The organism is Marinilactibacillus sp. GCM10026970 (genome assembly GCF_042660675.1).
In the GTDB taxonomy this organism is placed as follows: Bacteria; Bacillota; Bacilli; order Lactobacillales; family Carnobacteriaceae_A; genus Marinilactibacillus.
Map to the genome: position 1 here is coordinate 79,690 of NZ_JBHSUL010000012.1, position 23,542 is coordinate 103,231.

A 23,542-nucleotide genomic window follows, 5' to 3' on the forward strand; every position below is an offset into this window, starting at 1 on the left:
TTATATATCTAACCTGAGAACTCTCAGAATTAATTATTTTTTTCTGTTCCTATTAAGGTTTTTTAGAGTCGAATATCCGACAATCCTTCCATTGTTCCCGCGACTTTATATATAAATATCCATTTACGATTAACGCTAAAGGAAAGAAATACCACATAAATCCTCTAGCAAGTGCGAAAGGTGTTTCGAATAAAAAGGAAAACCAGAACGATACCCCTTCTTGTTGCCATAATCCGGGTGTGTAATATAATGATTTAGGATTTAGACTAGCTTCAATATTTGATGAATCAAATAGTACAATTGACGTGAAGAGTAATGTTATAAATGAATAAGAAAGATACTGCATTGTTCTTTTATATCTTAAGGCTTTAGACTGTTGATCCGAAAAAATATCCAATTCACCTTCAAGGTCATCTTTTGTCTCGTCCTTTTTAAAATATTGCTTTCCAGATGATTTTGTTCCTGACAAGTGAATCCAACCACTATCTTCAAATAAAGCAATGTAGTCTAAGAAATCTTCTCTGCGGTTAAACGTTCGATAATCTATTCTATAAATAGTTTCGAGAGTCCTTTCTTTCTTAAAGTTATAACCAAGTTTCTTTTTTTGAAATGCATAACCTTTTGTACTCATTTCTCTTAGCCAATTCTCTTCTTTAGTAAGATCTATAAATATATTATATTTAATCATTATTCTACCTCCTTAGCAATAGCCTCCGTTATTTTGACCATATGTATCATTCTATTAAAATCAGCCTCTAGAAGTTCTTTCCCTTTTTTAGTAATCACGTAGGTTTTTCTTCTTTTATCTTCGCTTACAGTTGGTGCAATTAATTTTGATTTGAGCAAATTATCTAACGCACCGTAAAGCGTACCGGCTGCCATTTTCACTTGACCTTCACTCAGTTCTTCTATCTTTTGCATAATCAAATATCCATGGGCAGGTTTCCATAACGTTAGTAAAATATAATAGACCGTTTCTGTTAATGGTAAATTTGAGTTTCGTTTCATATCGCATCCCCTTTTATACAGTTAAACTATATAGTTACAGTGTATACAGTCATACTATATAAGTCAATATTTTTTTATAAATCGTTAATAATATAGAAAATAGCAATAAAATCTCAAAAAAAGTACTCATCTCAATAGAAAGAGATCAGTACTTTTTAGTATTAGTATACTTCTTTATTAATCCTCCATTTCTTGTGGGTATACCAGTCCCATTTGATTGCGACATTCGTCTAGCAATCCCATGACTTCAATGGTGCTTTTAGCAGAGATGTAACTTCCTTCTTTTTTTCCAGAACGAATTTCTTGGGCAACGTTTGAAAACTGTTTTCCATATAGCAAGTCTTCACTCGCCTGAAATTTTTTCTCTCCCTCATCTGTTTCCAAAACGGCTTCTTTTGCCATATGAAATTGAGGAACTTCTATTGATCCTTTTGTTCCTTGTATATTGAAAAAATGTCCGCCGTTTTCTTTCATTGAAACCTTCATATTCACTTCGAAATTCGGATAACGGAATACGATATCTTCTTTATAATCTACCTCGTGCATTTCACCTTCACATTGAATCGATTCAGGTAATCCAAAAAGCTCGTAGCTATATCTGATATTGTATACGCCTAAATCCATTAATGCACCACCCAGCATCGAAGGTGTTGTTAGTCTTGGATTATCTGTGTATTTCAGTAATGCGACTTCAAATGCACTATCAGCTGAGACAACTTCCCCTATTGCTCCAGAATGGATCCATTCTTTCACTTTTAGAGCAGTCTCGTTGTGCCAAGTCCACATCGCTTCTGATACGTAAACATCTTGTTCTTCAGCGTGATTGAAGACATCTTTAGCTTCTTGTTCATTGATCGTAAAAGGCTTCTCGCACAGAACGGCTTTCCCATTTTTAATGGCTAACTCTGTGTAGTGCCCATGCTGGTCTCCGTTCACATTGACGTAAACGCCTTCAACTTCTGGCGCATTAATCGCTTCTTCAGCTGTATCATATACTTTTCCGCCAAATTCTTCTACAAATGTATCTGCTTTCGATCTTGTTCTATTCCATACAGAAACAATCTGATTGTCTTCTGTTTGAACAAGTTCTTTTGCTGTACCTTGAGCGATTCCGCCACAACCAATATAAGCCCATCCAAATTTCTTCATCTAAGTATCCTCCGTTTTATCATCGTTGGTCAATTTATGTGATTGTTCATCATAAACCTGCTCTTATGAGTTTTGATGCAACCGCATATATTAGTCCATAGGTTATTTTAATACATCTCTATCATAACATAACGCTAGCGTCAAAAGTAAACGTATTCATTTCAGTTTTATTTGATGTCTACGTCGACTTTTCCTTGAAAAGTTTATTTGAGTAGATTCTTGTCTCTAAAAGTGAAACAAAAAAAGCAGAAACACTTTTGAATTAGCGTTTCTGCTCTATATAACCTCACCAGAGGGAATCGAACCCCCAGCTTGAGAACCGGAATCTCAGGTGTTATCCATTACACCATGGTGAGTGATGACTCAATTAACTAGTTTACTTTAAAATTACCTTTAAAACAAGGTGGAATCCCGAGAAATTCTTTTCAGGATCCCTCTTTTTCAATTAGGCTGAATACTCTTTTAGTTCTTCTGCCATTTTGTTTAATTTTCTAAGACGATGATTGACCCCAGATTTGGATACGCCACCGTTAGGTACTAGCTCTCCGAGCTCTTTCAGACTAACATCTGGATACTCTACTCTAAGCAAAGCAATTTCTTGAAGTTTATCTGGAATAGAATCCAGTCCAACCATTTTGTCGATCAGCTTGATATTCTCAATCTGCTTTCCTGCTGCATCAATCGTCTTGTTCATATTTGCATTCTCACAGTTTACAAGACGATTAACAGAATTTCTCATGTCTCTGACAATTCGTACATCTTCAAATTTGAACATACTTCCTGTCGCGCCAATGAGAGAAAGGAAATTCGCGATTTTTTCTGACTCTTTCAAGTAAACGATATGGCCATTTCTTCTTTCATGTGTACGACCATTTAATTCAAATTCTTTCATCATATTACAAATATCTTCGTTATGTTCTTCATAGCTAGAGTGGATTTCTAGATGATATCGACTGGTTCCTGGACTATTCACAGATCCTCCTGCTAAAAAGGCACCTCTCAAATAAGATTTCGCTTTTTGTCTATTTTTCATGATTTCTTCAGGAACATGACCATGATAGAGCATCCCATCCATAATACCTAGTTCAGATAAAATTAATTTACTTCCACTTTTCAATCGAACAATATAGACATTATTCTTCTTTAACTTCATTTTTTTACGAACCAACAATTCGGATTCAACATCAAAGTTATCTTTGATCAATGAATAGATGCGTCTAGCAATCGCTGCATTCTCTGTCTGCACGTTCAATAAGAATTCTTGATTCACTATACTTAATGTTCCGTTCATTCGAATCAATGCGGCAAGTTCTGCCTTAGCATGCTCCGGATGAACTTCCAGCATTGTCAGTTCCTTTTTTACTTCTGCTGCAAATGACACGTTCTCTCTTCCTCTCTTGCCAACTTCCATCAAATTTGTTTAAAAGTTCAGAAAAGCTCTTTGAGAATTAAAAGCTGTTCTAAAGATTTCTTCTGCGACTTTTTCACCATTATGATAAACGCCTTTGTTTCTATACTCCAAAAAATCATCCGAAATAATAATCGGAACTTCCTTTTGCATGCTCTTGAAATCATGCTCCACTTGAAGTAAATTTTCTGTGGATTGAATGTCTTCAACATATTCGTCGGGCACTTTGCCAATATTTGCTAAAGCAATATCTACAAATTTTTTCCCCAAATGTTTATGCAATACTTGAATGTGTTCTGCATCAGAAAGATTTTCCGTTTCTCCAAGTTGGGTCATAATATTACAAATATAAACCACTTTGGCTTCTGTATTCATAACCGCTTCTCCAAGATCTGGAATCATCAAATTAGGTAGGATACTCGTAAACAAACTTCCAGGTCCTAAAACGACCATATCCGCATCCATAATTGCAGAGACTACTTTACGGCTTGCCATAATTGGATGTGCTTCTCCTACACAAGAAAGCGCCACGTAATCAATCATTTTACCTTCTTTAGCAATTTTTGATTCTCCTTTTTCAGTAGAACCATCCACATATCTTGCATTCAGAATTAATGGTTCTTCTGCCGCTGGATATACATGCCCTTTTACCTGCATCATTTTAGCAAGCAACTGAATGGCTTCATAAATATTGCCTTTCATGTCTGCTGTTGCAGAAATAATTAAATTTCCAATTGAATGACCTGCGAGTGTTTCATCATCTGTTTTAAAGCGGTATTGGAATATTTCTTTAAACGTTTCTGGGATTTCAGACAAAGCGATCAGGACGTTTCTTAAATCGCCTGGTGGAACAGCATTAATGCTCTCACGCAATGCTCCACTACTTCCTCCATCATCCGCTACAGTCACAACAGCTGTAACATCAGCCTCTTTTTCTTTTAAACTTTTTAAAACGACTGGCAGTCCTGTTCCCCCACCAATCACAACGATTTTTGGTCGTCTTTTTTTCTGTTTTGAATTCATCATGATCGAACGGTAGACTCCTTTGTCTTATCTTTATCCCGGTGAGTGATGTTGACCAGATACCCATCAGCCTGGATTTTATGTCCGAGCCTTTCAGCAAGTGCAACTGAACGGTGTTTCCCACCTGTACAACCTATTGCGATCGTGACACTACTCTTTCCTTCTCTTTTATAACCAGGAAGCGCATAGTCTAGTAATTCAGCAAACTTCTTGTAGAAAGGTTCTGTTTCAGGTTGTTGCATCACATAGTCATAGACTTTTTTATCTAATCCTGTTTGTGGTCGTAGTTCTTCGATATAGTGCGGGTTCGGTAGAAAACGGACGTCCATCACTACATCCGCATCAATTGGAAGTCCGTATTTAAAACCGAACGAAACCATTTCAACTCTAAACATTTCTTTTTCTTTTGTTTTAAAATTACTAATTAATTCTTCTCTTAGTTGTCGCGGCGTTAAATCTGATGTATCAATGACAACTTGCGCCCGTGTTTTAATATCTTCAAGTAATTGACGTTCTTTTCTAATTCCATCAATCGTTCGTCCACTTGTTGCTAAAGGATGTGATCGACGCGTTTCTTTGTATCGAGAAACCAGTTCTTTCTCTGTCGCTTCCAAGTATAGAATTCGAGTCGTAATATGCGGACTATTTTCTACTTTGAAGATCATTTCTTTCATTTGATCAAAAAAGTCTCTCATTCTCAGATCCATAACTAGAGCGATTTTTGAAAATTGCCCAGACTCTCTGACAAGATCCCAGAATGTTGGAAGTAAATTCGGCGGCATATTATCTACACAGTAATAGCCCATATCTTCAAAACTTTGCATTGCTACCGTCTTACCTGCGCCACTCATCCCCGTAATGACTACGAGTTCGATATTTTCTGCCACTTGCCAGCACTCCCTTTTGTTTGTTCCTTTTTATCAACAAATTAAAATGACTCATTCCATTTATTATAACATTCCGGGTGTGTCATGTATACAGTCTAGCAAAATTATTCTAAAAAGGGTAAAAAAGAAGCCGATAGCATACTAAAATATATGCCATCTGCTTCTTTAGATACTGAATAGTTATCTATTCAATTCATTTATATGAAATTGGATATGCTTTTTGATAAATGTCGCAATCGTAAAATAACTGTGATCATGCCCGGGCTCCGCTTGATACTGAACAGTTTTACCTTCCGCAGCTTTCAAAAAAATGTCTTCTTTTAACTGTTCTTCGTAAAACTGATCATTCGTCCCTTGAGTGACAAAAACAGGAGGTGCTTGCTCAACTTGTTTAATTAGATAAGTTGCATCCCATTCTTTCCAAGACGCTTTATCTGTCCCGAGATACGCTGAGAAGGCTTCTTTGCCCCAAGGCACCTCACTGGGTGTCAAAATCGGTGCAAAGGCCGATATCGCTTTAAACCGCTGTGGTTCTTTTAACCCTAGTACCAACGCACCATGACCGCCCATCGAGTGTCCCATGATACTTTCTTTTCCAGAAAAATCAGGAATTAACTGATGTACGATTTCTGGCAATTCTTCTGTAAGATAAGAATACATCTGATAATGTTTTGCCCATGGTTCTTGTGTCGCATTAAGATAAAACCCAGCACCTTTACCTAAATCGTACCGATCTTCATCTGGAACGTCTTCCCCTCTTGGAGAAGTATCTGGAATAACGACTGCCACTTCTTGATCAGATGCAGCCTTTTGGAAGCCGCTTTTCTGGCTGAAGTTGTCATCTGTACAGGTTAGTCCAGATAACCACCAGATCAATGAGGTAGGCTGTTTTTCAGAAGCTTCAGGCAAATACAAGCTGAATACCATATCACAGTCTAGAACTGTAGAATAATGGCTGTATTTGCGTTGTTCACCTTTAAAGACTTTATGTGTTTCAAGCAGTTCGATAGTCATTCAATCACTCTCCATATGTCAGAATTGTACGGATAGATTCTCCTTTGTGCAGTAACTCAAAAGCTTCATTGATTTCACTGAATTTTAGGTGGTGGGTAATAAATGAATCCAGATCAATGTCTCCATTCATATAATCATCAACCATACCTGGTAATTCAGAACGTCCTTTAACACCACCAAAGGCAGAACCTTTCCAGACTCTTCCAGTTACAAGTTGGAATGGTCTAGTATGAATTTCTTGACCAGCACCGGCAACTCCAATAATGATGCTTTCACCCCAGCCTTTGTGGCAAGCTTCTAGTGCAGATTTCATCACTTCTACATTACCGATACATTCAAAGCTGTAATCCACACCACCGTCCGTCATTTCAACAATCACTTCTTGAATTGGTCTATCATAATCTGATGGATTGATGAAATCTGTTGCACCCATTTCTTGTGCCAGCGGCCATTTATCCGGATTCATATCGATTGCAATGATGCGCTTGGCATTGGCTTTTTTAAGTCCCTGAATAACGGCAAGACCGATAGCTCCCAAACCAAATACAGCTGTTACGGCATCTTCTTCTACTTGTGCAGTTTTTTCTACAGCACCAATGCCCGTTGTGACCCCACAACCGAATAAACAAACCTTGTCTAATGGTGCTTGCTCGTCAACTTTCACTAAATTAATTTCATTAACGACTGTGTATTCACTAAAGGTACTCGTTCCCATATAATGATAAACAGGTTCTCCATTATATGAAAAACGCGTTGTACCATCCGGCATCAAACCTTTTCCTTGAGTTTCACGTACGGCTCCACACAAATTTGTTTTACCTGAAAGACAGAATTTACATTCGCCACATTCAGGTGTGTAAAGTGGAATAACGTGGTCCCCTGGTTTTACAGAAGTGACATTTTCTCCTACAGAAACAACTTCTCCGGCACCCTCATGTCCAAGTACTGAAGGGAAAATCCCTTCTGGATCTTGTCCAGACAGTGTGAAAGCATCTGTATGGCAAACGGATGTGTAAAGAATTTTGACCATAACCTCATTTGCTTTTGGTTCTTCAACATCTAATTCTACAATTTTAAGTGGTTCTCCTGGACCGAACGCTACGGCTGCTTTGCTTTTCATAGTGAATACCCTCTTTCTCTCTATTTCTTTTATATCGTTCTGTCTAATTGTATTGTATAATACAGTCAATGTGAATACTGACATTTTTGTCACTACAAAAATGTCTTGAGTAGAAAGGATGCAATCACATGATAGAATTTAAAAATAAATCATTTCACACTAGTAAAGACCTCGCTTTGTCGGTTGTAGGCGGTAGATGGAAAATTAGTCTGATCTGGGCACTTTTGAACCATCCTTCCTTACGGTTAAGTGAACTCCAGAAAACATTTCCTGACATCAACCAGCGAATGCTGATCCGCCAATTACGGGAACTAGAAGAAGACCAAATTATTTACCGGACCATCTACCCTGTAGTTCCACCAAAAGTCGATTATACACTGACTGATATCGGACGTTCTCTAGAACCCGTAGTATCCGCCATCTGCTCTTGGGGAGAGGATTATGCTGATTTCCTTGAAGCAAATTTTCCTACAACTGAAAAACCAGACAGACCCTAAATCAGCGGTTTCTGCCTGGTTTTTTTCATACTCTTTACCTTTATTAAGATAAAGAGTTCAAATGATTATTTACCATCATAGGTACTTCTACCCATTGCTTGATACATACTACACTTTTGAGTTTTACCTGATGCAAGCAATCCAATACCAATGACTCCTAATACTTTCCCAATACCTTTTGTGAAAATCAAGTTAGGGACTAGCGCTGCTCCAAATACGATGCGGGCAATACTTTCCATTTCTCCAACATTCTTGTCCATAAGCTCACTTCCTTTCATTCTTATAAGGCTATAGGTTAATTATAAAAGACTTGTGGTTATTCCAAAAGAAATACCCCTTAAGTCGTTCCCCTTTATTTAAATTTAATCCCTTGTAAATTAAATAAACTGACTTTATTCGACCAAAAAAACCTAGCGTACCCTGAGATTTAACAGAGTACGCTAGGGCTTATGTTGTAAGTTTACTGATCCGCTACAATTGATTGAATCGCTTTTTCAAATGATTCAATTTTCTCTTCAACGGCTACTCCTGAATCGTCGAAGGCAGCGATATAGAACTTGATTTTTGGTTCTGTACCTGACGGACGCGCTGCAATCCAGCTAGAATCGACTAAGCGATATTTCAACACATCTGCTGAAGGCATATCGATTGTCTCTACTTCTCCATCACAGTTTGTACGTTTACTCGTTTTAAAATCTTCGATTTCTTGGATCTTGATTTTTCCAAAGCTAGTTGGAGAATCATTTCTCAATGAATCCATCAAATCATTGATTTTTTGAGCACCTTGAATACCATCCATTGTAATTGAAATGGTTTTTTCTTTATAGTGTCCATGCTCGTGATAAAGATCTTGAAGTGCATCAAAACAGCTATATCCAAGCTCTTTATGGTATGCAGCCATTTCAGCACATAAAACAAGAGCTTGCATGGCATCTTTATCTCGTACGAATGGTTGAATAAGATAACCGTAACTTTCCTCAAAACCAAACATAAATGTACTAGACTGATCATTTTCAAAATGCTTGATTTTTTCAGCGATAAATTTGAATCCTGTTAGGACATCAATCGTTCTTACACCATTTTTTTCAGCAATGGCTTTAGGCAAATCGCTTGATACGATTGATTTCAAAATCACACTATTTTTAGGTAAAATCCCTGTTTTACGGTGTGCTTTCAATATATAATCTAGCATTAAGCTGGCAATTTGGTTACCAGAAAGGACTTCATACTGTCCTTTTGCTGTTCTAACGGCCATTCCCAAACGGTCTGCATCTGGGTCAGTTGCGATTAGAAGGTCTGCATCTACTTCACAACCTAATTCAATCGCCATTTCAAAAGCTGCTGGATCTTCAGGGTTTGGTGATTTAACCGTTGAAAACTCAGGATCTGGTTCGGCTTGTGCTGGAACTAAGTGCACATTTCGGAATCCCGCTTGTTTTAATGATTTTTCCCCAATCATCTTTCCTGTACCATGAAGTGGCGTGAAAACGATCGTTAGATCTTTCGCGACTCTTTCAATCAAATTAGGATCAATCGTTACGGTCTTCATAGCTTCTAAGTATGCTTTATCAACATTATCTCCTATGATTTCCAGTAATCCTGAATTTGCGATTTCTTGTTCATCTGCTACTTCAATAGATAAAACATCTTCTACACTTCTAACAAGCGAGGTCAGTGCATCTGCTTCTTTAGGCGGTAATTGTCCACCGTCTTCTCCGTAAACTTTATATCCATTATATTCAGGAGGATTGTGACTAGCAGTGATCATAATTCCGGCAGCAGCTTGAAGATGACGAACAGCAAATGAAAGCTCAGGTGTTGGACGAAGACTTTCGAATACGTAAGCCTTGATTCCATGAGCCCCTAATGTTTTTGCTGATTCAAACGCGAATTCTCTAGACATATGACGTGAATCGTATGCAATCGCAACGCCACGTTTTTTAGCCTCTTCACCTTGCTCTTTTTCAATAAACAATGCTAAACCTTCAGTCGCTTGACGAACAGTATAAATGTTCATCCGATTAATCCCTGCACCGATGATCCCTCTCATACCTGCTGTACCAAACTCCAGTGGTGCGTAGAAAGCATCCTCTAGTTTCGATTCGTCCTGTTTATTTTTTTCTAAATCTTTCAGTACATCGGAATCTAAATCAGCATAGTTTTTCCAAGTAGTATAAGTCTCCTGCCAGCTCATTTTTAAAACCTCTCTTTTTAGTCATTTTTATTTTTATATTGATATAATTGTACCATTTTTGTTTATATTATGCATGATATTGACATAAAAGGCTTTCATAACAACTTTCATTATACTAGTTTGTATCGTATTTAACAATACAAAAAAAGTACAGAACTAGCATGCGCGACTGTCGTCGACCACTATTTCTGTACTTTTAGTCTGTTTAATCGTTAATGTTTAAAATGCATGTGATTTATGCGTGTGTTTTTTCTAGTTGTTCTTTCAATTCCTCAACATATTGGTACGCAGCGTTTCCGGCAATAGATCCATCCCCAACTGCTGTAGCCACTTGGCGTAAGACTGTTTTACGGACGTCTCCAATAGCGAAAATACCTGGTACTTTTGATTCCATCTTTTCATCTGTTTCAATCCATCCCTCTTCATCTGTAATACCCAATGAACGGAATTGATCAGAGTTAGGTAAGATCCCAATATAGATAAACGTACCTTCTGCTTCAAGAGTAGAAACTTCTCCAGTTTTAAGATTGCGAATACGGACCCCACTTACAGCTTGGTCCCCTTCGATTTCTTCAATAACTGAGTCCCACACAAAGTCCACTTTTTCATTTTTAAATGCTCTATCTTGCAAGATTTTTTGAGCACGAAGAGTATCTCTTCTGTGAACGATTGTTACTTTGCTGGCAAACTGAGTCAAGTAAGTGCCTTCTTCAACCGCTGAATCTCCTCCACCGGCAACGACAACATGTTTCCCTTTAAAGAATGCTCCATCACAGACCGCGCAGTATGATACACCTCTACCGTTGAATTCTGCTTCTCCAGTTACACCAAGCTTTTTATGCTCAGCACCTGTAGCCAAAATAATAGAACGTGTGCGGAAAGTCTTGCTTGAAGTAACGATTTCTTTGTATTCTTTGCCATCAATAATTTCCTGAACATCTCCATAAGCGTATTCAGCACCAAATTGCTGAGCACCCTCATACATTTTAGTCGATAAATCAGGTCCTAAGATACTACTGAACCCAGAATAATTTTCAATTTCAGCCGTATTGTTCATCTGGCCGCCTGGTAATCCACGATCTAACATTAAGGTTGATAAATTTGAACGTGAAGCATAAAGTCCTGCAGTCAATCCTCCTGGACCAGCGCCGATAACAATAACATCATATATTTTTTCAATAATTTCCATTAGAGTGCCCCTCCCACTTGTTCCTGTACTTATTATAGTGGAAATCAATTCTTTTATTCCACTATAAAAACTTACTTTTAGTAAGTTTTAATCTTTATGATTCTTTTCTGTCAATTGTTGTTCAATCATTTTTTTCATTTCATCTGCTTCAGCAGAATAGGTTCCATTTTGCCTAGAAGTTCTGTAAACATCCAGCATAGCTTCAGCAGTTTTGTAGTCATTTAGATGGATATAATTGGTTGCTTGAAAAAAGTATACATCATAATACTTTTCAGATTCTTTTTCTAAAACCTCATTGAGTACTGCGATAGATTCATCGAATCTGAAAGAATGCTGGTAAATCAATGTTAATTGAATTTTACCGAAAATTCTTTCATCTTTATTTTCCGCAAGACTGAGTCCAGTCTTAAAATGCTTTTCAGCTTTCTTTAAATCTTTTTTTTCATATGCGATCATTGCCCGTCCATAATAGGTTCTGGCATTGGGAATCAGTGAAATAATCTGATGGTCATCCGCTTGTTTCATATAGCACACTCCCCTCGTCAACAATCAATACAACTCTTTCAATGGTATAACTTTTACCACTGATTGTAAATAGTTGAGTTTGAAAATGTCTTACTGACGTATTTTAGATATGGATAGTATATCAAATCTCCGTCTTTTTTTATCCCTCAATTTGATTTCGTATAAAAAACATTGCCTACTTCATTGAGCAGACAATGTTTCATTTGAAATTATTTTGCTTTTTTATCTTCTAATTCATGTGACTCAGCGTCCATCTTGGTTTCTCCGCCACCGTTTTCTAACTCTTTTGCTAGTTCAACGATATAGTTTTTCAAGTTGTCTTTAACTTGTGGATGTGTCAAACCATATTGAATCGTTGTTTTCAAGAACCCGAATTTATCACCGACATCAAAACGGTCACCTTTAAATTCTTTAGCAAAAACACGTTGTGTCTTGTTCAGTGCATCAATGGCATCTGTTAATTGGATTTCTCCACCAACACCCGGCTCTTGTTTTTCAAGTAAATCAAAGATCTGTGGTGTTAATAGGTAACGACCAATAATTGCTAGATCACTTGGTGCATCCTCTGGTTGAGGTTTCTCTACAAATTTACGAACATTATAAAGACCTTCTTCAGCTTCTGCTTCAGGATCAATGATTCCGTAACTAGAAGTCTCTTCGTGTGGCACACGCATAACAGCAATATTAGATGCATGTGTTTTTTCGTAGCCTTCAATAAGTTGCTTAGTCAAAGGCACTTCATCAGCCATTACGTCGTCTCCTAACATAACTACGAAAGGCTCATCACCAACAAAAGCTTTTGCTTGAAGAACCGCATGTCCTAATCCCAAAGGATAAGATTGTCTAGCGAAATACAAGTTTAACCCTGTTGTTTCTTCAACTAGTTTCAGCAATTCATGTTTTCCTTTAGCTTTAAGGCTTTCTTCAAGTTCAGGGTTAGAATCGAAGTGATCTTCGATTGGACGTTTAAGCTTTCCAGTGATAATCAAAATATCTTCAATTCCTGAAGCAATTGCTTCTTCAACGATAAATTGAATCGTTGGTTTGTCTACAATTGGAATCATTTCCTTTGGCATTGCTTTAGTAGCTGGAAGAAAACGTGTTCCATATCCTGCTGCTGGAATGATCGCTTTTCTGACTTTTTTCATTTCTTTCTTCTCCTTTTCCATTCTGTTCTCCTTCATATAGCATAATTATGTAGAAAGGCTTTCGCCCTTCTCCTACATTTAGATCATTTAGATCATTTAAATTCAGTATTTTTTGACTATTTTGCGCTTCGTTAAGGTCTCAGAGTTTATTCTGATTTTCCTTCTCGCTGCATTAAATTCAGTATAACATATTTTACTTCTGCGTTACCATAAACTACTTTATAGATGGCTTCTGTGATTGGCATATCGATCTTATACTCTTGAGCAAGTTCATAGGCAGCTTTTGTAGTAGAAATTCCTTCAACGACCATACCCATTTCATTTAAAATCGTCTCTACTTGCTGTCCTTTTCCAAGTAAATTTCCAGCCCTCCAGTTTCTGGAGTGTGGACTTGTACAAGTTACAATCAAATCACCGACACCGCTAAGTCCCATGAAGGTCAAAGGTTCAGCTCCCATAGCGACACCTAATCTGGTGATTTCTGCAAGCCCTCTTGTGACCAATGCGGACTTAGCGTTATCTCCAAAACCCATTCCTGCAATTGCTCCGGCTCCTACAGCTATGATGTTTTTTAGTGCCGCACCAATTTCAACACCTATTATATCTCGGTTTGTATACACTCTGAAATAGTCGTTTAAAAATAAGGCTTGAACCGTTTTTGCGCTCTGTTCGTCTTCACATGCTGCTGTTATTGTCGTTAAATCTTCTGACATAACTTCTTCAGCATGACTTGGTCCGGATAGAGCAACGACTGCCCTTCTATTTACAAAAGAAATCTCTTCTTCCAGTATGGTAGAAATTCTTTTGTGAGATGCTTGTTCCAGTCCTTTTGATGCATGAACGATGAGCTTTGGACTACTGATAAAGTTATTGACTTGTTTAGCCAAGTCTCTGATCGCCTTTGTTGGCACAACAAAAACGATCACGTCTGCTGCTTCTACTACCAACTTAAGATCTGTTGTTGCTCTTAAATTCTCAGGTAACGTTGAACCTGGAAGGTAAGACTGATTCGTATGATATTCGTTTATTTCATCAACTTGAGTTTGATTACGACTCCAAAGGTTTACTTGATGTCCATTTTCTAAAAGAACTTTGGATAAAGCTGTCCCCCATGATCCAGCTCCCAAAACAGCTACTTTTGTGTTCACTGTTTAGGCGCCCCCTCTAACTCATTAGTCGTATCCAGTTGCTCTTTTGAGCTCCCTAAAATCAATTCTGTTAATTCTGACATACTCTTCACACTATAAGTGGGATTATACGGTGCAATTTCTGCGGTGGTCTTTTGAGACCATTCCACAAATACACTTGGAATCCCTGCATTTGTGGCAGCTTCAATATCATGATTATTATCGCCAATCATAATAGCTTGATTATGATGAACATTTAATGCTGCAAGAGCTCTATAAACGGGTTCAGGATTTGGCTTAAAACACGTGTAGGAGTCTGATCCAATAACGATATCAAACAAGCCTTGTAGACCTAAAACTTCAATACCCCTTTCAATCATATCATTGCGTTTAGTTGATACAATTGCTAATTTTACACCGCTTTTCTTCAACTGTTTCAATTCCTCAAAGACTCCATCAAATAAAGAAATCATACCATCGTGCAAGTCAGAATTAAGCATGCGGTAACGATGAATGATTTCTTCTGCTCGGTCGGGAATTAATGTCCCATAAACCTCTGTAAGGGACGGTCCATTGAATTGTCGAACCGAATCAAGTGTATATTCTCCTGGAAAAAGTTCTTCCAAAATCGTCAGGTGAGTACGGTTGATCAACTCATTCGAGTTGGCCAACGTGCCATCGAAATCAAATAATGCTGCTGTATATTCCAAATGGATCTCCTTTCTAAGCTACAATCTTTTTATTTTTTTAATTCAGATTTTTTCTTTTTTTCTGCAAATGTTCTTTCAGGTAGCATGCCTTCTGTGTAATAAGGTGGTGTTGGATACACATAGAATCTTCTGTAAAGAATCAGTGATACCGCCACGACGAGTAAGACACCAGAAAGGACTTGAGAGACACGTAATGGTCCGATATACAAACTATCTGTCCGCATACCTTCTATCCAAATGCGACCCAGACTATACCAAGCTACATATCCTAGTGCAGTTTCACCTCTTCTGAGAATTCCATCTTTACTACGGACAACCATTAAGATGATAAAACCAGCTAGGTTCCATAACGATTCATATAGGAAGGTTGGATGGTAATACGTACCTTGTATGTTCATTTGTTCAATAATAAAATTGGGTAACATCAATCGTTCTAGAAACGACCGCGCAACTTCTCCACCATGAGCTTCTTGGTTCACAAAATTTCCCCAACGACCAATTGCTTGAGCAATCATAACGTGAGGCGCAAGCACATCTAGTAAAAGCCAGACAGCTATATCTTTCTTTTTGGTATACCAGACGAGCGTTGCAAATCCTGCTAATAATCCCCCGTAGATCGCGATACCGCCTTCCCATATATAGAAGATACGAATAGGGTCCTGGAGGTAAACATCCAGCTCAAAGAGCACATAGTATAGCCGTGCACCAATCAGACCAGCTGGAATGATTCGAAAAGCCAAATCAACTATAAAGTCTTCTTCGATTCCTCTTTTCTCACCTTCTTTGATACTCAACCAAACGGCAACAAACATACCGAATACAATAATGATTCCATACCAAGCCACCCTTAATGGTCCAAACTGAAAAGCAATTGGATCAATCGCTCCTAAACTAACACTCATATTATTGAATCCTCCATATTAAATATCTTGCGAATTTTTCTTAATCAACTGTCCTAAATTACGTTCAAATGTTTCGGTTGCATCGTATCCCATTTGTTTCGCTCTGATATTCATTGCAGCGATCTCAATAATGATTGATAGATTTCGACCAATACGAACTGGAATAGATAACTTAGGTACATCCACGTTAAAGAACCTCATATTTTCAAGGTTATTTCCTAGTCTATCGTACTGACGGTTGCGATCCCAATGCTCTAAATTCATAACCAAATCAACGGTCTTGCTCGAACGGATTGATCCAACCCCAAATAAATTCACGACATCAATGACTCCGATTCCTCGAATTTCAATTAGATTACGCAGGATTTCAGGTGGCTCACCAATAATACGGTTCTCATCCATCATGTAAAGTTCCACACGGTCGTCAGCAACTAAGCGATGCCCTCGCTGAACCAGTTCCAAAGCGGTCTCTGATTTTCCGATTCCAGAATCTCCAATAATTAATACACCCATACCGTAGATATCTACTAATACGCCGTGTTGAGAAATTCTTTCTGCCAGTCGTTCTTCCAAAAAGTTTGTAACATTAGAAGAAAGTCTGGTTGTGGGTCTAGTAGAGACTAGAACAGGAATCCCCTTTTCTGAAGCCGCCTTGATCAGTTCTTTTGGTGGCTCCTGATTTCTCGAAACTAAAAATGCTGGAGTATCTCCTTGACACATTCTTTTCATGATAATATAGCGTTCGTCACTTGTCATACGCTCAACAAAAGACAATTCTGTTCTACCTAATAACTGTATTCTATTTTGAGGATAAAAGCTAAAATATCCCGTAAGTTCCAGTGCCGGTCTAGATAAATCACTAATCGTGATTTTTCGTTCAAGGTTCTCTTCTCCGACAACGACATGAATATCACTCATTGCTTCAACTAGTTGTTTTATTGTAACTGTGTTCGCCATGTTAAGCTCCTTTACTCAGATTGAATGCTTATACTAAAAAACGTTTTGCATTGAACCATGATTTTATAAGATTTATACACTTTTATATCGAGTCAAATTCCACTTATAAAATGAATAAGCACTTACATCATATCACAATTGATGTATGGTTTATAGTGAATAAATCAAGAGAACGATACATAATCATGCAATAAAAAAACCTTCAGAATCAGCTAACGAACTGACTCTGAAGGCTACACATAATTTATTTTAATGCTCAAAGCTAGGCATTTTACTCATACCCGCTACTGAAAAATGCATTTAATGCAGATACGACCAAAGCAACAATCAGTGACATACCGAAAGAACTAAATTCGAATCCACTCACCAATGATGCAGTAAACCAGAGCATTAAACCATTAATCACGAAGTAAAAAAGTCCTAGCGTCAAAAAAGTGATCGGAAGGGATAGAATCACTAGAACAGGTTTAACGAATAAATTTAATCCAGCAAAAACTACAGCTGCAATTAAAGCCGTTTCCCAAGTCGCAATTCTAAATCCATCCAGAAATCCAGCTAACGCTAGAAATATAATCGTGTTAGCAAGAATTTTTTGCCACCATTTCATAATTAAAAGTCACTCCAGTCATCCTCGTCCACTTTTTCAGCTTCTTTTCTCTGTGACGGTTTAACGCCAGAAAACGGATTAGGACGATCGTTAAATGTGTGGTAAGTTCCTGATTTTTTAGAACTTTTACCATCAGGCATTAGCAAAGCAGCAAACAGATATAACGGAACCGTTAAACCTACTCCCGCAAAAGTTGCGACAACTACGATGACGCGTAAGAGTACTGGGTCAACATTAAAATATTCTCCTACGCCGCCCAAGACTCCGAAAATAACCGAATTATCTTTAGATTTTCTTAAATTTCCCATTGTACTGAACCACCTTTAATTTGATTAAATTTATGCTCTGTCTGTATCTTTCAAAAGAATATTTCCAGAAGTTGTCTGAGCTGTCAGTTGAAGTGCTTTTCCTTGTCTGATTCGATTGAATTTAAGTTTGGTATCTTGTTTTGACTGTACATCAATATCAGATAATCTTGATTTCACTACTCCAAAGACTGTTTTTGCTTCGCCTTCGATATCTAGCTCTTTTGGAATAGCGATTTTAACACTTCCGTTCACAGAACTCGCTTTGATTCGAGTCATTTCCTTGTTGTTCAACGTCAATTTAACTTCTCCGTTAGTAGTAGATACGTCCGCACTTAACGGTGCTCCATTAAATACGATTGAACCACTAACTGTACTGACAAGGAAATCTCTAATATCAGAGTCTTGAACTTGAACCGTCCCGTTTGTTCCTTTAACTTCTAACATTACCGCATTCGTATCTTTGAATGTCATATTTCCATTCGTAGATTTTACAAACACATCTTTACCTTTAAAAGATTTAAATTGAACATCTCCATTTAACAATTTGATAGAAGTGTAATCATAAACACGTTTAGGTAAAGAAATTGTGACGATTGCTTCTATACGTTTGTTCGGAACGTGGAAGACAAATTTATCTTCGTCCAGTTCAATTTGACTACGTTCTTCGAAAGCTTCTAATGGAGTTTCTTCATCTATTTTACCATAAAGTTTAACTTTTGCAGAAACCTTGATTGTGTCATCTGAGCTTGTTTTAAGTTTAAGCTTACCGTTTGCTAATTTAAAGTCTAGAATGCTTGCTGTAGTATTTTCAAATGTCCACTCGTGTTCAAAATTAGTAGAAGCTAGTTTAGGCACTCTGATATTAATATCTTTCCAGTCAAAATTTTCAAGAGCTGAATTAAATGACCCTTTTACAGACTTCGCAGTATCGCTCTTCATTGTCGAAGAAACAGACTCACGAATAAATTTACCCAATTCTTTTCCACTTATTTCAAGTTGCTTTCCAGCTTTATTAAGAGTTTCAGATGCTTCGTCTTTCCAGTTTTCTGGAATTTCAATTCTTTCAGAAACTTGTTTGGCCTTATTGGTCCACTGTTTCATTTTAGTGGCATGAAGTTGTTTCATAACCGAAATTTTTTGTTTCTGTACGTTCTCGAACGTGCCTTCTAATTCGCTGATTTCTTCTCTTAGCGTATGCATTCTTTCAGCTGTTCCCGGCTCTTGTCTTTCATCTAATTCCGTTAATGCGTCATGTTTAGATTGGATATCAGCTTTTAATTCTGCTACAGCCTCTGTATTGTCTAATTCATCGATTTTTTGAATCAATGATAGTTCTTTTTCTAAGTTCTTTAAGTCCGTTTCGATTTCTGAACGTTCTTGACTCTTTCTTTCTTTTGAACCTTCTTGCAAGTGATAAAGCTCTGCTTTTTTATTGTCTAATGTTCTTTTTGTTTCTGACAAAGTATTGTTTACTTGATCCAGTTCAACAGAATACTGATTGATTTCAGTTGCTAAGCTTTCTAGCTCTTTTTCCAACTCAACATTGCGTTCTGCTTTTTCAACTTCTTCTGAATCTTCTGTTTCTTGATCATCCGCAGAAACAAATTCTGTTTCTTCTTCCCCATCCATTGTTTCATTAAATGAATCACTTTGATCAAATTCTTTGTACTCACTTTTCTTGTTTTCTTTTTTAACTAAAGACTCTAGTAAATCTAAACCTTCTTGAGTTGAGATGACACCACTTTTAACTAATTCTAAAATTCGTTCTCTCTCTTGCATGTTTTTTCCTCCCATTCGATTCTTCACTACTTTGTCGTCAATTGGTTATTACAGTATTTTTAACTTTCTGTTAACTACAATTAGAATAGAGGCTTTCTTCTACCCGTATCTATAGTATGCAACAGATCGAAAAAAAAGTCATAGGACTTACGACTGATATTTGAAGGTTAATTTATTTAATCAAATCATACCAAGCGAAGCAAAAAACCTCCAAAGGATACCCTCTGAAGGTTTTAAATAACTTAGTTTTTACTTTTGAGCTTTTCTTTACGGGTGGTTTCTTTATCGAGTACTTCTTTAAGGTAATATCCTGTATAACTTTCTTTTACTTCTGCTAACTCTTCTGGTGTACCTGTTGCAAGAATCGTACCGCCACCGGCTCCGCCTTCAGGCCCAAGATCAATCACATAATCTGCTACTTTAATGACATCCAGATTGTGTTCAATGACTAAAACAGTGTTCCCCGCTTCTACAAGTCGATCTAGTACGACAATCAATCTAGAAATATCATCTGCGTGAAGACCTGTTGTCGGCTCATCTAAAATATAGAAGTTATGACCACTTTGTCTCTTATGCAACTCACTAGCTAGTTTCATTCTCTGAGCTTCTCCACCAGACAGGGTTGTTGCTGGCTGTCCAAGTGTCATATAGCCCAGACCGACATCAATAATCGTTTGCATTTTTCTTGAAATCTTCGGTACATTCTCGAAGAATTCTGCTGCTTCTTCAATATTCATTTCAAGCACTTCTGCAATACTTTTACCTTTGTACTTAACTTCTAATGTCTCTGAGTTGTATCTCGTTCCATGACAAACTTCACAAGGTACGTATACATCAGGAAGGAAGTGCATCTCAATCTTCAAGATACCATCCCCTCTACAAGCTTCACAGCGTCCACCTTTTACGTTAAAACTAAAGCGACCTTTTTTGTAGCCGCGCATCTTCGCTTCATTTGTTTTGGCAAATAAATCTCTGATGTCATCAAAAACACTTGTATACGTTGCCGGATTACTTCTAGGTGTCCGTCCAATAGGGCTCTGGTCGATATTAATAATTTTTTCAATATCTTCGTATCCACTGATACTTGTGTGCAAGCCCGGTTTGACTTTGGAACGTCCGACTTCTCTAGATAAAGCTTTTCTTAAAATACCATTTACCAGAGAACTTTTGCCTGATCCTGATACTCCAGTCACAGCAGTAAATCGTCCAAGCGGAAAGGTAACATCCACATTTTTTAAGTTGTTTTCTTTAGCGCCTTTAATCACGACCGCTCCTAAATCTTCTGAACGACGTGTTTCAGGAACAGCAATAAATTTCTCTCCAGACAAATAAGCACCCGTTAACGAGTCTTTGTTATTCTCAATCTCTTCAGGCGTTCCACTTGCAACGATGTTTCCACCGTGTTCTCCTGCGCCAGGACCAATATCGATTAAGTGGTCTGCCGCACGCATCGTGTCCTCATCATGTTCAACAACAATTAGTGTGTTTCCTAAATCACGCATATTTTTAAGTGAATCAATCAGGCGATTATTGTCTCTTTGGTGTAATCCTATTGAAGGTTCATCAAGGATATATAACACCCCAGAAAGATTTGACCCAATTTGCGTTGCTAGTCGTATACGCTGAGCCTCTCCACCAGATAAAGTTCCCGCTTTACGACTAAGTGTAAGATAATCTAACCCAACATTCTTCAAAAATCTTAAGCGATCAAGAATTTCTTTTTGAATAGGCAAAGCAATCGTAGTATTACGAGAAGATAAATCCATTTTATCGAAGAATTTATGTGCCTCTTCAATAGAAAACCCACTAACCTCACCAATATCTTTTCCAAGTACTTTTACAGATAAAGCTTCTCTATTCAACCTTTTCCCTTTACAAACTGGACATTCCAGTTCGGTCATATATTGAAGCATCTGATTTCTAGTGAAATCACTGTTCGTTTCTTTATATCTTCTGGCAACATTCGGCAAGATCCCTTCAAAGGGAATCATAGTGTCTCTGACACTACCGAAGTCATTTTTGTAATGGAAATGGAATTTTTTATCTTTAGATCCATTTAACACAATATCTCTGTCTGCTTCAGGCATTTCCTCGAATGGAATATCCGTTTTGATTCCAAAGTGCTCACAAGCTTGTGAGAGCATCTGCGGATAGTAATTTGAGCTAATTGGATTCCAAGGTATAATCGCACCATCATCTATAGATAAAGACTGATCCGGTATAACCAAATCCATATCAACTTCTAAATTTGTTCCAAGTCCGTCACAGGCAGAACAAGCTCCAAAGGGCGCGTTAAATGAAAAGAGTCTAGGTTCAACTTTTGGTAGTGTAAACCCACACTTCGGACAAGCATAGTGTTCACTGAATAACTCTTCTCTATCTCCGATAAAATCAGCGATCACAAAGCCTTCTGCTAATCCTAAAGCAGATTCCACTGACTCAAATAGACGTGAGCGTATACCTTCTTTGATTACGATTCTATCTACTACAACTTCAATTGTGTGTTTCTTGTTTTTTTCAAGTTCGATATCGTCTCCAATATCCATCATTTCTCCATTGACTCTTAAACGAACAAATCCTTGAGACTTAATTTTGTCGAGCGCTTTTTTATGCTGACCTTTTTTCCCTTTGATGATAGGTGCTAAAATTTGAATCTTTGTTTTTTCAGGACTATCCATAATCTGATCAACCATTTGTTCTACAGACTGGCTTGAGATTTCTGTACCATCATTTGGACAAAACGGTGTTCCAATACGCGCATACATCAATCTCATGTAATCGTTAATTTCTGTAGCTGTACCAACTGTCGATCTAGGATTGTTACTCGTTGTTTTTTGATCAATAGAAATAGCTGGACTCAATCCATCAATACTATCAACGTCTGGTTTATCCATTTGCCCAAGAAACTGTCTCGCGTAGGCTGAAAGAGATTCTACGTATCTACGCTGACCTTCAGCATACAGCGTATCGAACGCTAGGGAACTTTTTCCCGAACCAGATAGACCTGTCATGACAACAAATTTATCACGTGGTATCGTTACATCGATGTCTTTGAGATTGTGTGAGCGTGCACCACGAACTACAATTTTATCGTTACTCATTTATCAAATCATTCCCTCTACTAAAGTCTAGCCTGCTTCAACGAATTTCTGAATCGGGCTTATGCGGTTATTTATACTTTGATGATTCACAAAACGAAGAGGCAAGCGGATTGCTCCCTTACCTCTTCTTTCTAGTCCATTATAGCACATATGTTCTCAATTAGCGAATGTTTGTTCCGTATTTCGCTCTTTTAGGATCTTACTCGTTCTTCGTTCTAATTCCGCCTGATTTGTGAATTCGCCACTGATCAAATCGGGTAAAATTTCCTTAAGCAGGTACTGTACACTATCTAATTCTTTGAACTCAAGGATAGTAACTAGAGATTCTTCGTAAATCTCTGTAAATAAGGATTCAGGATTTCCTTTTTGAATCTCTCCAAAAGACTCATATAATAAATCGACTTTATCGGCTACGGATAAGATTTTGCCTTCTAAAGAATCATCTTTGCCTTCTTTGAATCGATTGCGATAAACTTCTTGAAATTCTTCCGGAATCTCTTGATCAATAAAATGATGTGCCATTGTTTCTTCTACTGTGCCCAATCTTTCTCTTAAATCAGGATCAGCATATTTAACAGGTGTTTTAATATCTCCAATGAAAATTTCTGTATAGTCATGATTTAGTGCTTTTTCATAAAGTGAACGCCAGTCTACTTCTTTTCCAGCTTTTTCCTCTACAGTTCCGAGGAATTGAGCAATTTTAGTCACTTTGAAAGAGTGTGCTGCAACAGAATGCTCTTCATATTTGAATTTTCCTGGACAACGATTAATTTTTTCCAAATCACTTAAACTTTTAAAATACTCATGCATTCCCATTTGATCATCTCTCTTTCCTTATTTTGTACTTTTCAGAATAAATTTTCACTATATTATCAGTTAAGATCATAAA

23 protein-coding genes are annotated in these 23,542 nt (G+C 37.5%); 1 reads left to right on the forward strand and 22 read right to left on the reverse strand.

Annotated features, from left to right (window positions below; genetic code table 11):
* Positions 1 to 52: 52 nt before the first annotated feature.
* From ACFP65_RS04690 to ACFP65_RS04725, 8 genes are all read right to left on the reverse strand, one after another.
* Complete coding sequence (locus ACFP65_RS04690) at positions 53 to 688, reverse strand: DUF2812 domain-containing protein (RefSeq protein ID WP_379916363.1); 636 nt, start codon at positions 686 to 688, stop codon at positions 53 to 55.
* Positions 688 to 1,008 (reverse strand): PadR family transcriptional regulator, encoded by a 321-nt coding sequence (locus ACFP65_RS04695; protein WP_379916365.1) that lies wholly within the window; start codon positions 1,006 to 1,008, stop codon positions 688 to 690. The genes ACFP65_RS04690 and ACFP65_RS04695 overlap by 1 nt, the downstream gene beginning before the upstream one ends.
* A 177-nt stretch (positions 1,009 to 1,185) precedes the next feature.
* Positions 1,186 to 2,157, reverse strand: a complete 972-nt coding sequence (locus ACFP65_RS04700; protein ID WP_379916367.1) for a Gfo/Idh/MocA family protein — start codon at positions 2,155 to 2,157, stop codon at positions 1,186 to 1,188.
* A 445-nt stretch (positions 2,158 to 2,602) separates the two neighbouring features.
* On the reverse strand, positions 2,603 to 3,538 hold the full coding sequence (gene whiA, locus ACFP65_RS04705; RefSeq protein ID WP_379916369.1) for a DNA-binding protein WhiA: 936 nt from the start codon (positions 3,536 to 3,538) through the stop codon (positions 2,603 to 2,605).
* Between the two features lie 39 nt (positions 3,539 to 3,577).
* The gene (locus ACFP65_RS04710) at positions 3,578 to 4,588 is read right to left on the reverse strand and encodes a gluconeogenesis factor YvcK family protein (RefSeq protein ID WP_379916469.1); all 1,011 of its coding nucleotides are present in this window, start codon (positions 4,586 to 4,588) and stop codon (positions 3,578 to 3,580) included.
* A complete protein-coding gene (gene rapZ / locus ACFP65_RS04715) occupies positions 4,588 to 5,475 on the reverse strand; it encodes an RNase adapter RapZ (protein WP_379916371.1) in 888 nt (295 codons plus the stop codon). Before rapZ ends, ACFP65_RS04710 begins: the two co-directional genes overlap by 1 nt.
* A gap of 180 nt (positions 5,476 to 5,655) precedes the next feature.
* Complete coding sequence (gene fghA, locus ACFP65_RS04720) at positions 5,656 to 6,489, reverse strand: S-formylglutathione hydrolase (RefSeq protein WP_379916373.1); 834 nt, start codon at positions 6,487 to 6,489, stop codon at positions 5,656 to 5,658.
* Between the two features lie 4 nt (positions 6,490 to 6,493).
* Positions 6,494 to 7,609, reverse strand: coding sequence for an S-(hydroxymethyl)glutathione dehydrogenase/class III alcohol dehydrogenase (locus ACFP65_RS04725; RefSeq protein ID WP_379916375.1), 1,116 nt, complete (start codon positions 7,607 to 7,609; stop codon positions 6,494 to 6,496).
* A 128-nt stretch (positions 7,610 to 7,737) separates the two neighbouring features.
* On the opposite strand from ACFP65_RS04725, the gene ACFP65_RS04730 reads away from it, so the two are divergent.
* The gene (locus tag ACFP65_RS04730) at positions 7,738 to 8,106 is read left to right on the forward strand and encodes a winged helix-turn-helix transcriptional regulator (protein WP_379916377.1); all 369 of its coding nucleotides are present in this window, start codon (positions 7,738 to 7,740) and stop codon (positions 8,104 to 8,106) included.
* Between the two features lie 65 nt (positions 8,107 to 8,171).
* Here the strand turns inward: ACFP65_RS04730 and ACFP65_RS04735 are convergent, their stop codons facing one another.
* The 14 genes from ACFP65_RS04735 to ACFP65_RS04800 form a co-directional block, all read right to left on the reverse strand.
* Positions 8,172 to 8,366: a YgaP family membrane protein gene (locus tag ACFP65_RS04735; protein ID WP_379916379.1), complete on the reverse strand. Its 195-nt coding sequence runs from the start codon at positions 8,364 to 8,366 to the stop codon at positions 8,172 to 8,174.
* Positions 8,367 to 8,566: 200 nt separating this feature from the next.
* Positions 8,567 to 10,300 (reverse strand): phospho-sugar mutase, encoded by a 1,734-nt coding sequence (locus tag ACFP65_RS04740; protein WP_379916381.1) that lies wholly within the window; start codon positions 10,298 to 10,300, stop codon positions 8,567 to 8,569.
* 235 nt (positions 10,301 to 10,535) lie between these two features.
* Positions 10,536 to 11,489, reverse strand: coding sequence for a thioredoxin-disulfide reductase (gene trxB / locus ACFP65_RS04745; protein WP_379916383.1), 954 nt, complete (start codon positions 11,487 to 11,489; stop codon positions 10,536 to 10,538).
* 87 nt (positions 11,490 to 11,576) lie between these two features.
* Positions 11,577 to 12,014 (reverse strand): tetratricopeptide repeat protein, encoded by a 438-nt coding sequence (locus tag ACFP65_RS04750; RefSeq protein WP_379916385.1) that lies wholly within the window; start codon positions 12,012 to 12,014, stop codon positions 11,577 to 11,579.
* A gap of 209 nt (positions 12,015 to 12,223) precedes the next feature.
* Positions 12,224 to 13,162, reverse strand: a complete 939-nt coding sequence (gene galU, locus ACFP65_RS04755) for a UTP--glucose-1-phosphate uridylyltransferase GalU (protein ID WP_379916387.1) — start codon at positions 13,160 to 13,162, stop codon at positions 12,224 to 12,226.
* Between the two features lie 146 nt (positions 13,163 to 13,308).
* On the reverse strand, positions 13,309 to 14,310 hold the full coding sequence (locus ACFP65_RS04760) for an NAD(P)H-dependent glycerol-3-phosphate dehydrogenase (RefSeq protein ID WP_379916389.1): 1,002 nt from the start codon (positions 14,308 to 14,310) through the stop codon (positions 13,309 to 13,311).
* Positions 14,307 to 14,999 carry an HAD-IA family hydrolase gene (locus ACFP65_RS04765; RefSeq protein WP_379916391.1) on the reverse strand — a complete coding sequence of 231 codons (693 nt, stop codon included), beginning with the start codon at positions 14,997 to 14,999 and terminating at the stop codon, positions 14,307 to 14,309. The genes ACFP65_RS04760 and ACFP65_RS04765 overlap by 4 nt, the downstream gene beginning before the upstream one ends.
* Before the next feature lie 29 nt (positions 15,000 to 15,028).
* Positions 15,029 to 15,901 carry a prolipoprotein diacylglyceryl transferase gene (gene lgt, locus ACFP65_RS04770; protein WP_379916393.1) on the reverse strand — a complete coding sequence of 291 codons (873 nt, stop codon included), beginning with the start codon at positions 15,899 to 15,901 and terminating at the stop codon, positions 15,029 to 15,031.
* 18 nt (positions 15,902 to 15,919) lie between these two features.
* Entirely contained in the window at positions 15,920 to 16,858 is a 939-nt protein-coding gene (hprK, locus tag ACFP65_RS04775; RefSeq protein ID WP_379916395.1) for an HPr(Ser) kinase/phosphatase, read from the reverse strand.
* Between the two features lie 271 nt (positions 16,859 to 17,129).
* Positions 17,130 to 17,465 (reverse strand): phage holin family protein, encoded by a 336-nt coding sequence (locus ACFP65_RS04780; protein ID WP_327757546.1) that lies wholly within the window; start codon positions 17,463 to 17,465, stop codon positions 17,130 to 17,132.
* Positions 17,466 to 17,467: 2 nt separating this feature from the next.
* Positions 17,468 to 17,773: a PspC domain-containing protein gene (locus ACFP65_RS04785; RefSeq protein WP_379916397.1), complete on the reverse strand. Its 306-nt coding sequence runs from the start codon at positions 17,771 to 17,773 to the stop codon at positions 17,468 to 17,470.
* Between the two features lie 30 nt (positions 17,774 to 17,803).
* Positions 17,804 to 19,552 carry a daptomycin-sensing surface protein LiaX gene (gene liaX / locus ACFP65_RS04790; protein ID WP_379916399.1) on the reverse strand — a complete coding sequence of 583 codons (1,749 nt, stop codon included), beginning with the start codon at positions 19,550 to 19,552 and terminating at the stop codon, positions 17,804 to 17,806.
* A gap of 242 nt (positions 19,553 to 19,794) precedes the next feature.
* Positions 19,795 to 22,653, reverse strand: a complete 2,859-nt coding sequence (gene uvrA / locus ACFP65_RS04795) for an excinuclease ABC subunit UvrA (protein WP_379916401.1) — start codon at positions 22,651 to 22,653, stop codon at positions 19,795 to 19,797.
* A gap of 156 nt (positions 22,654 to 22,809) precedes the next feature.
* Entirely contained in the window at positions 22,810 to 23,469 is a 660-nt protein-coding gene (locus ACFP65_RS04800; protein WP_379916403.1) for an HD domain-containing protein, read from the reverse strand.
* Between the last annotated feature and the right edge of the window lie 73 nt (positions 23,470 to 23,542).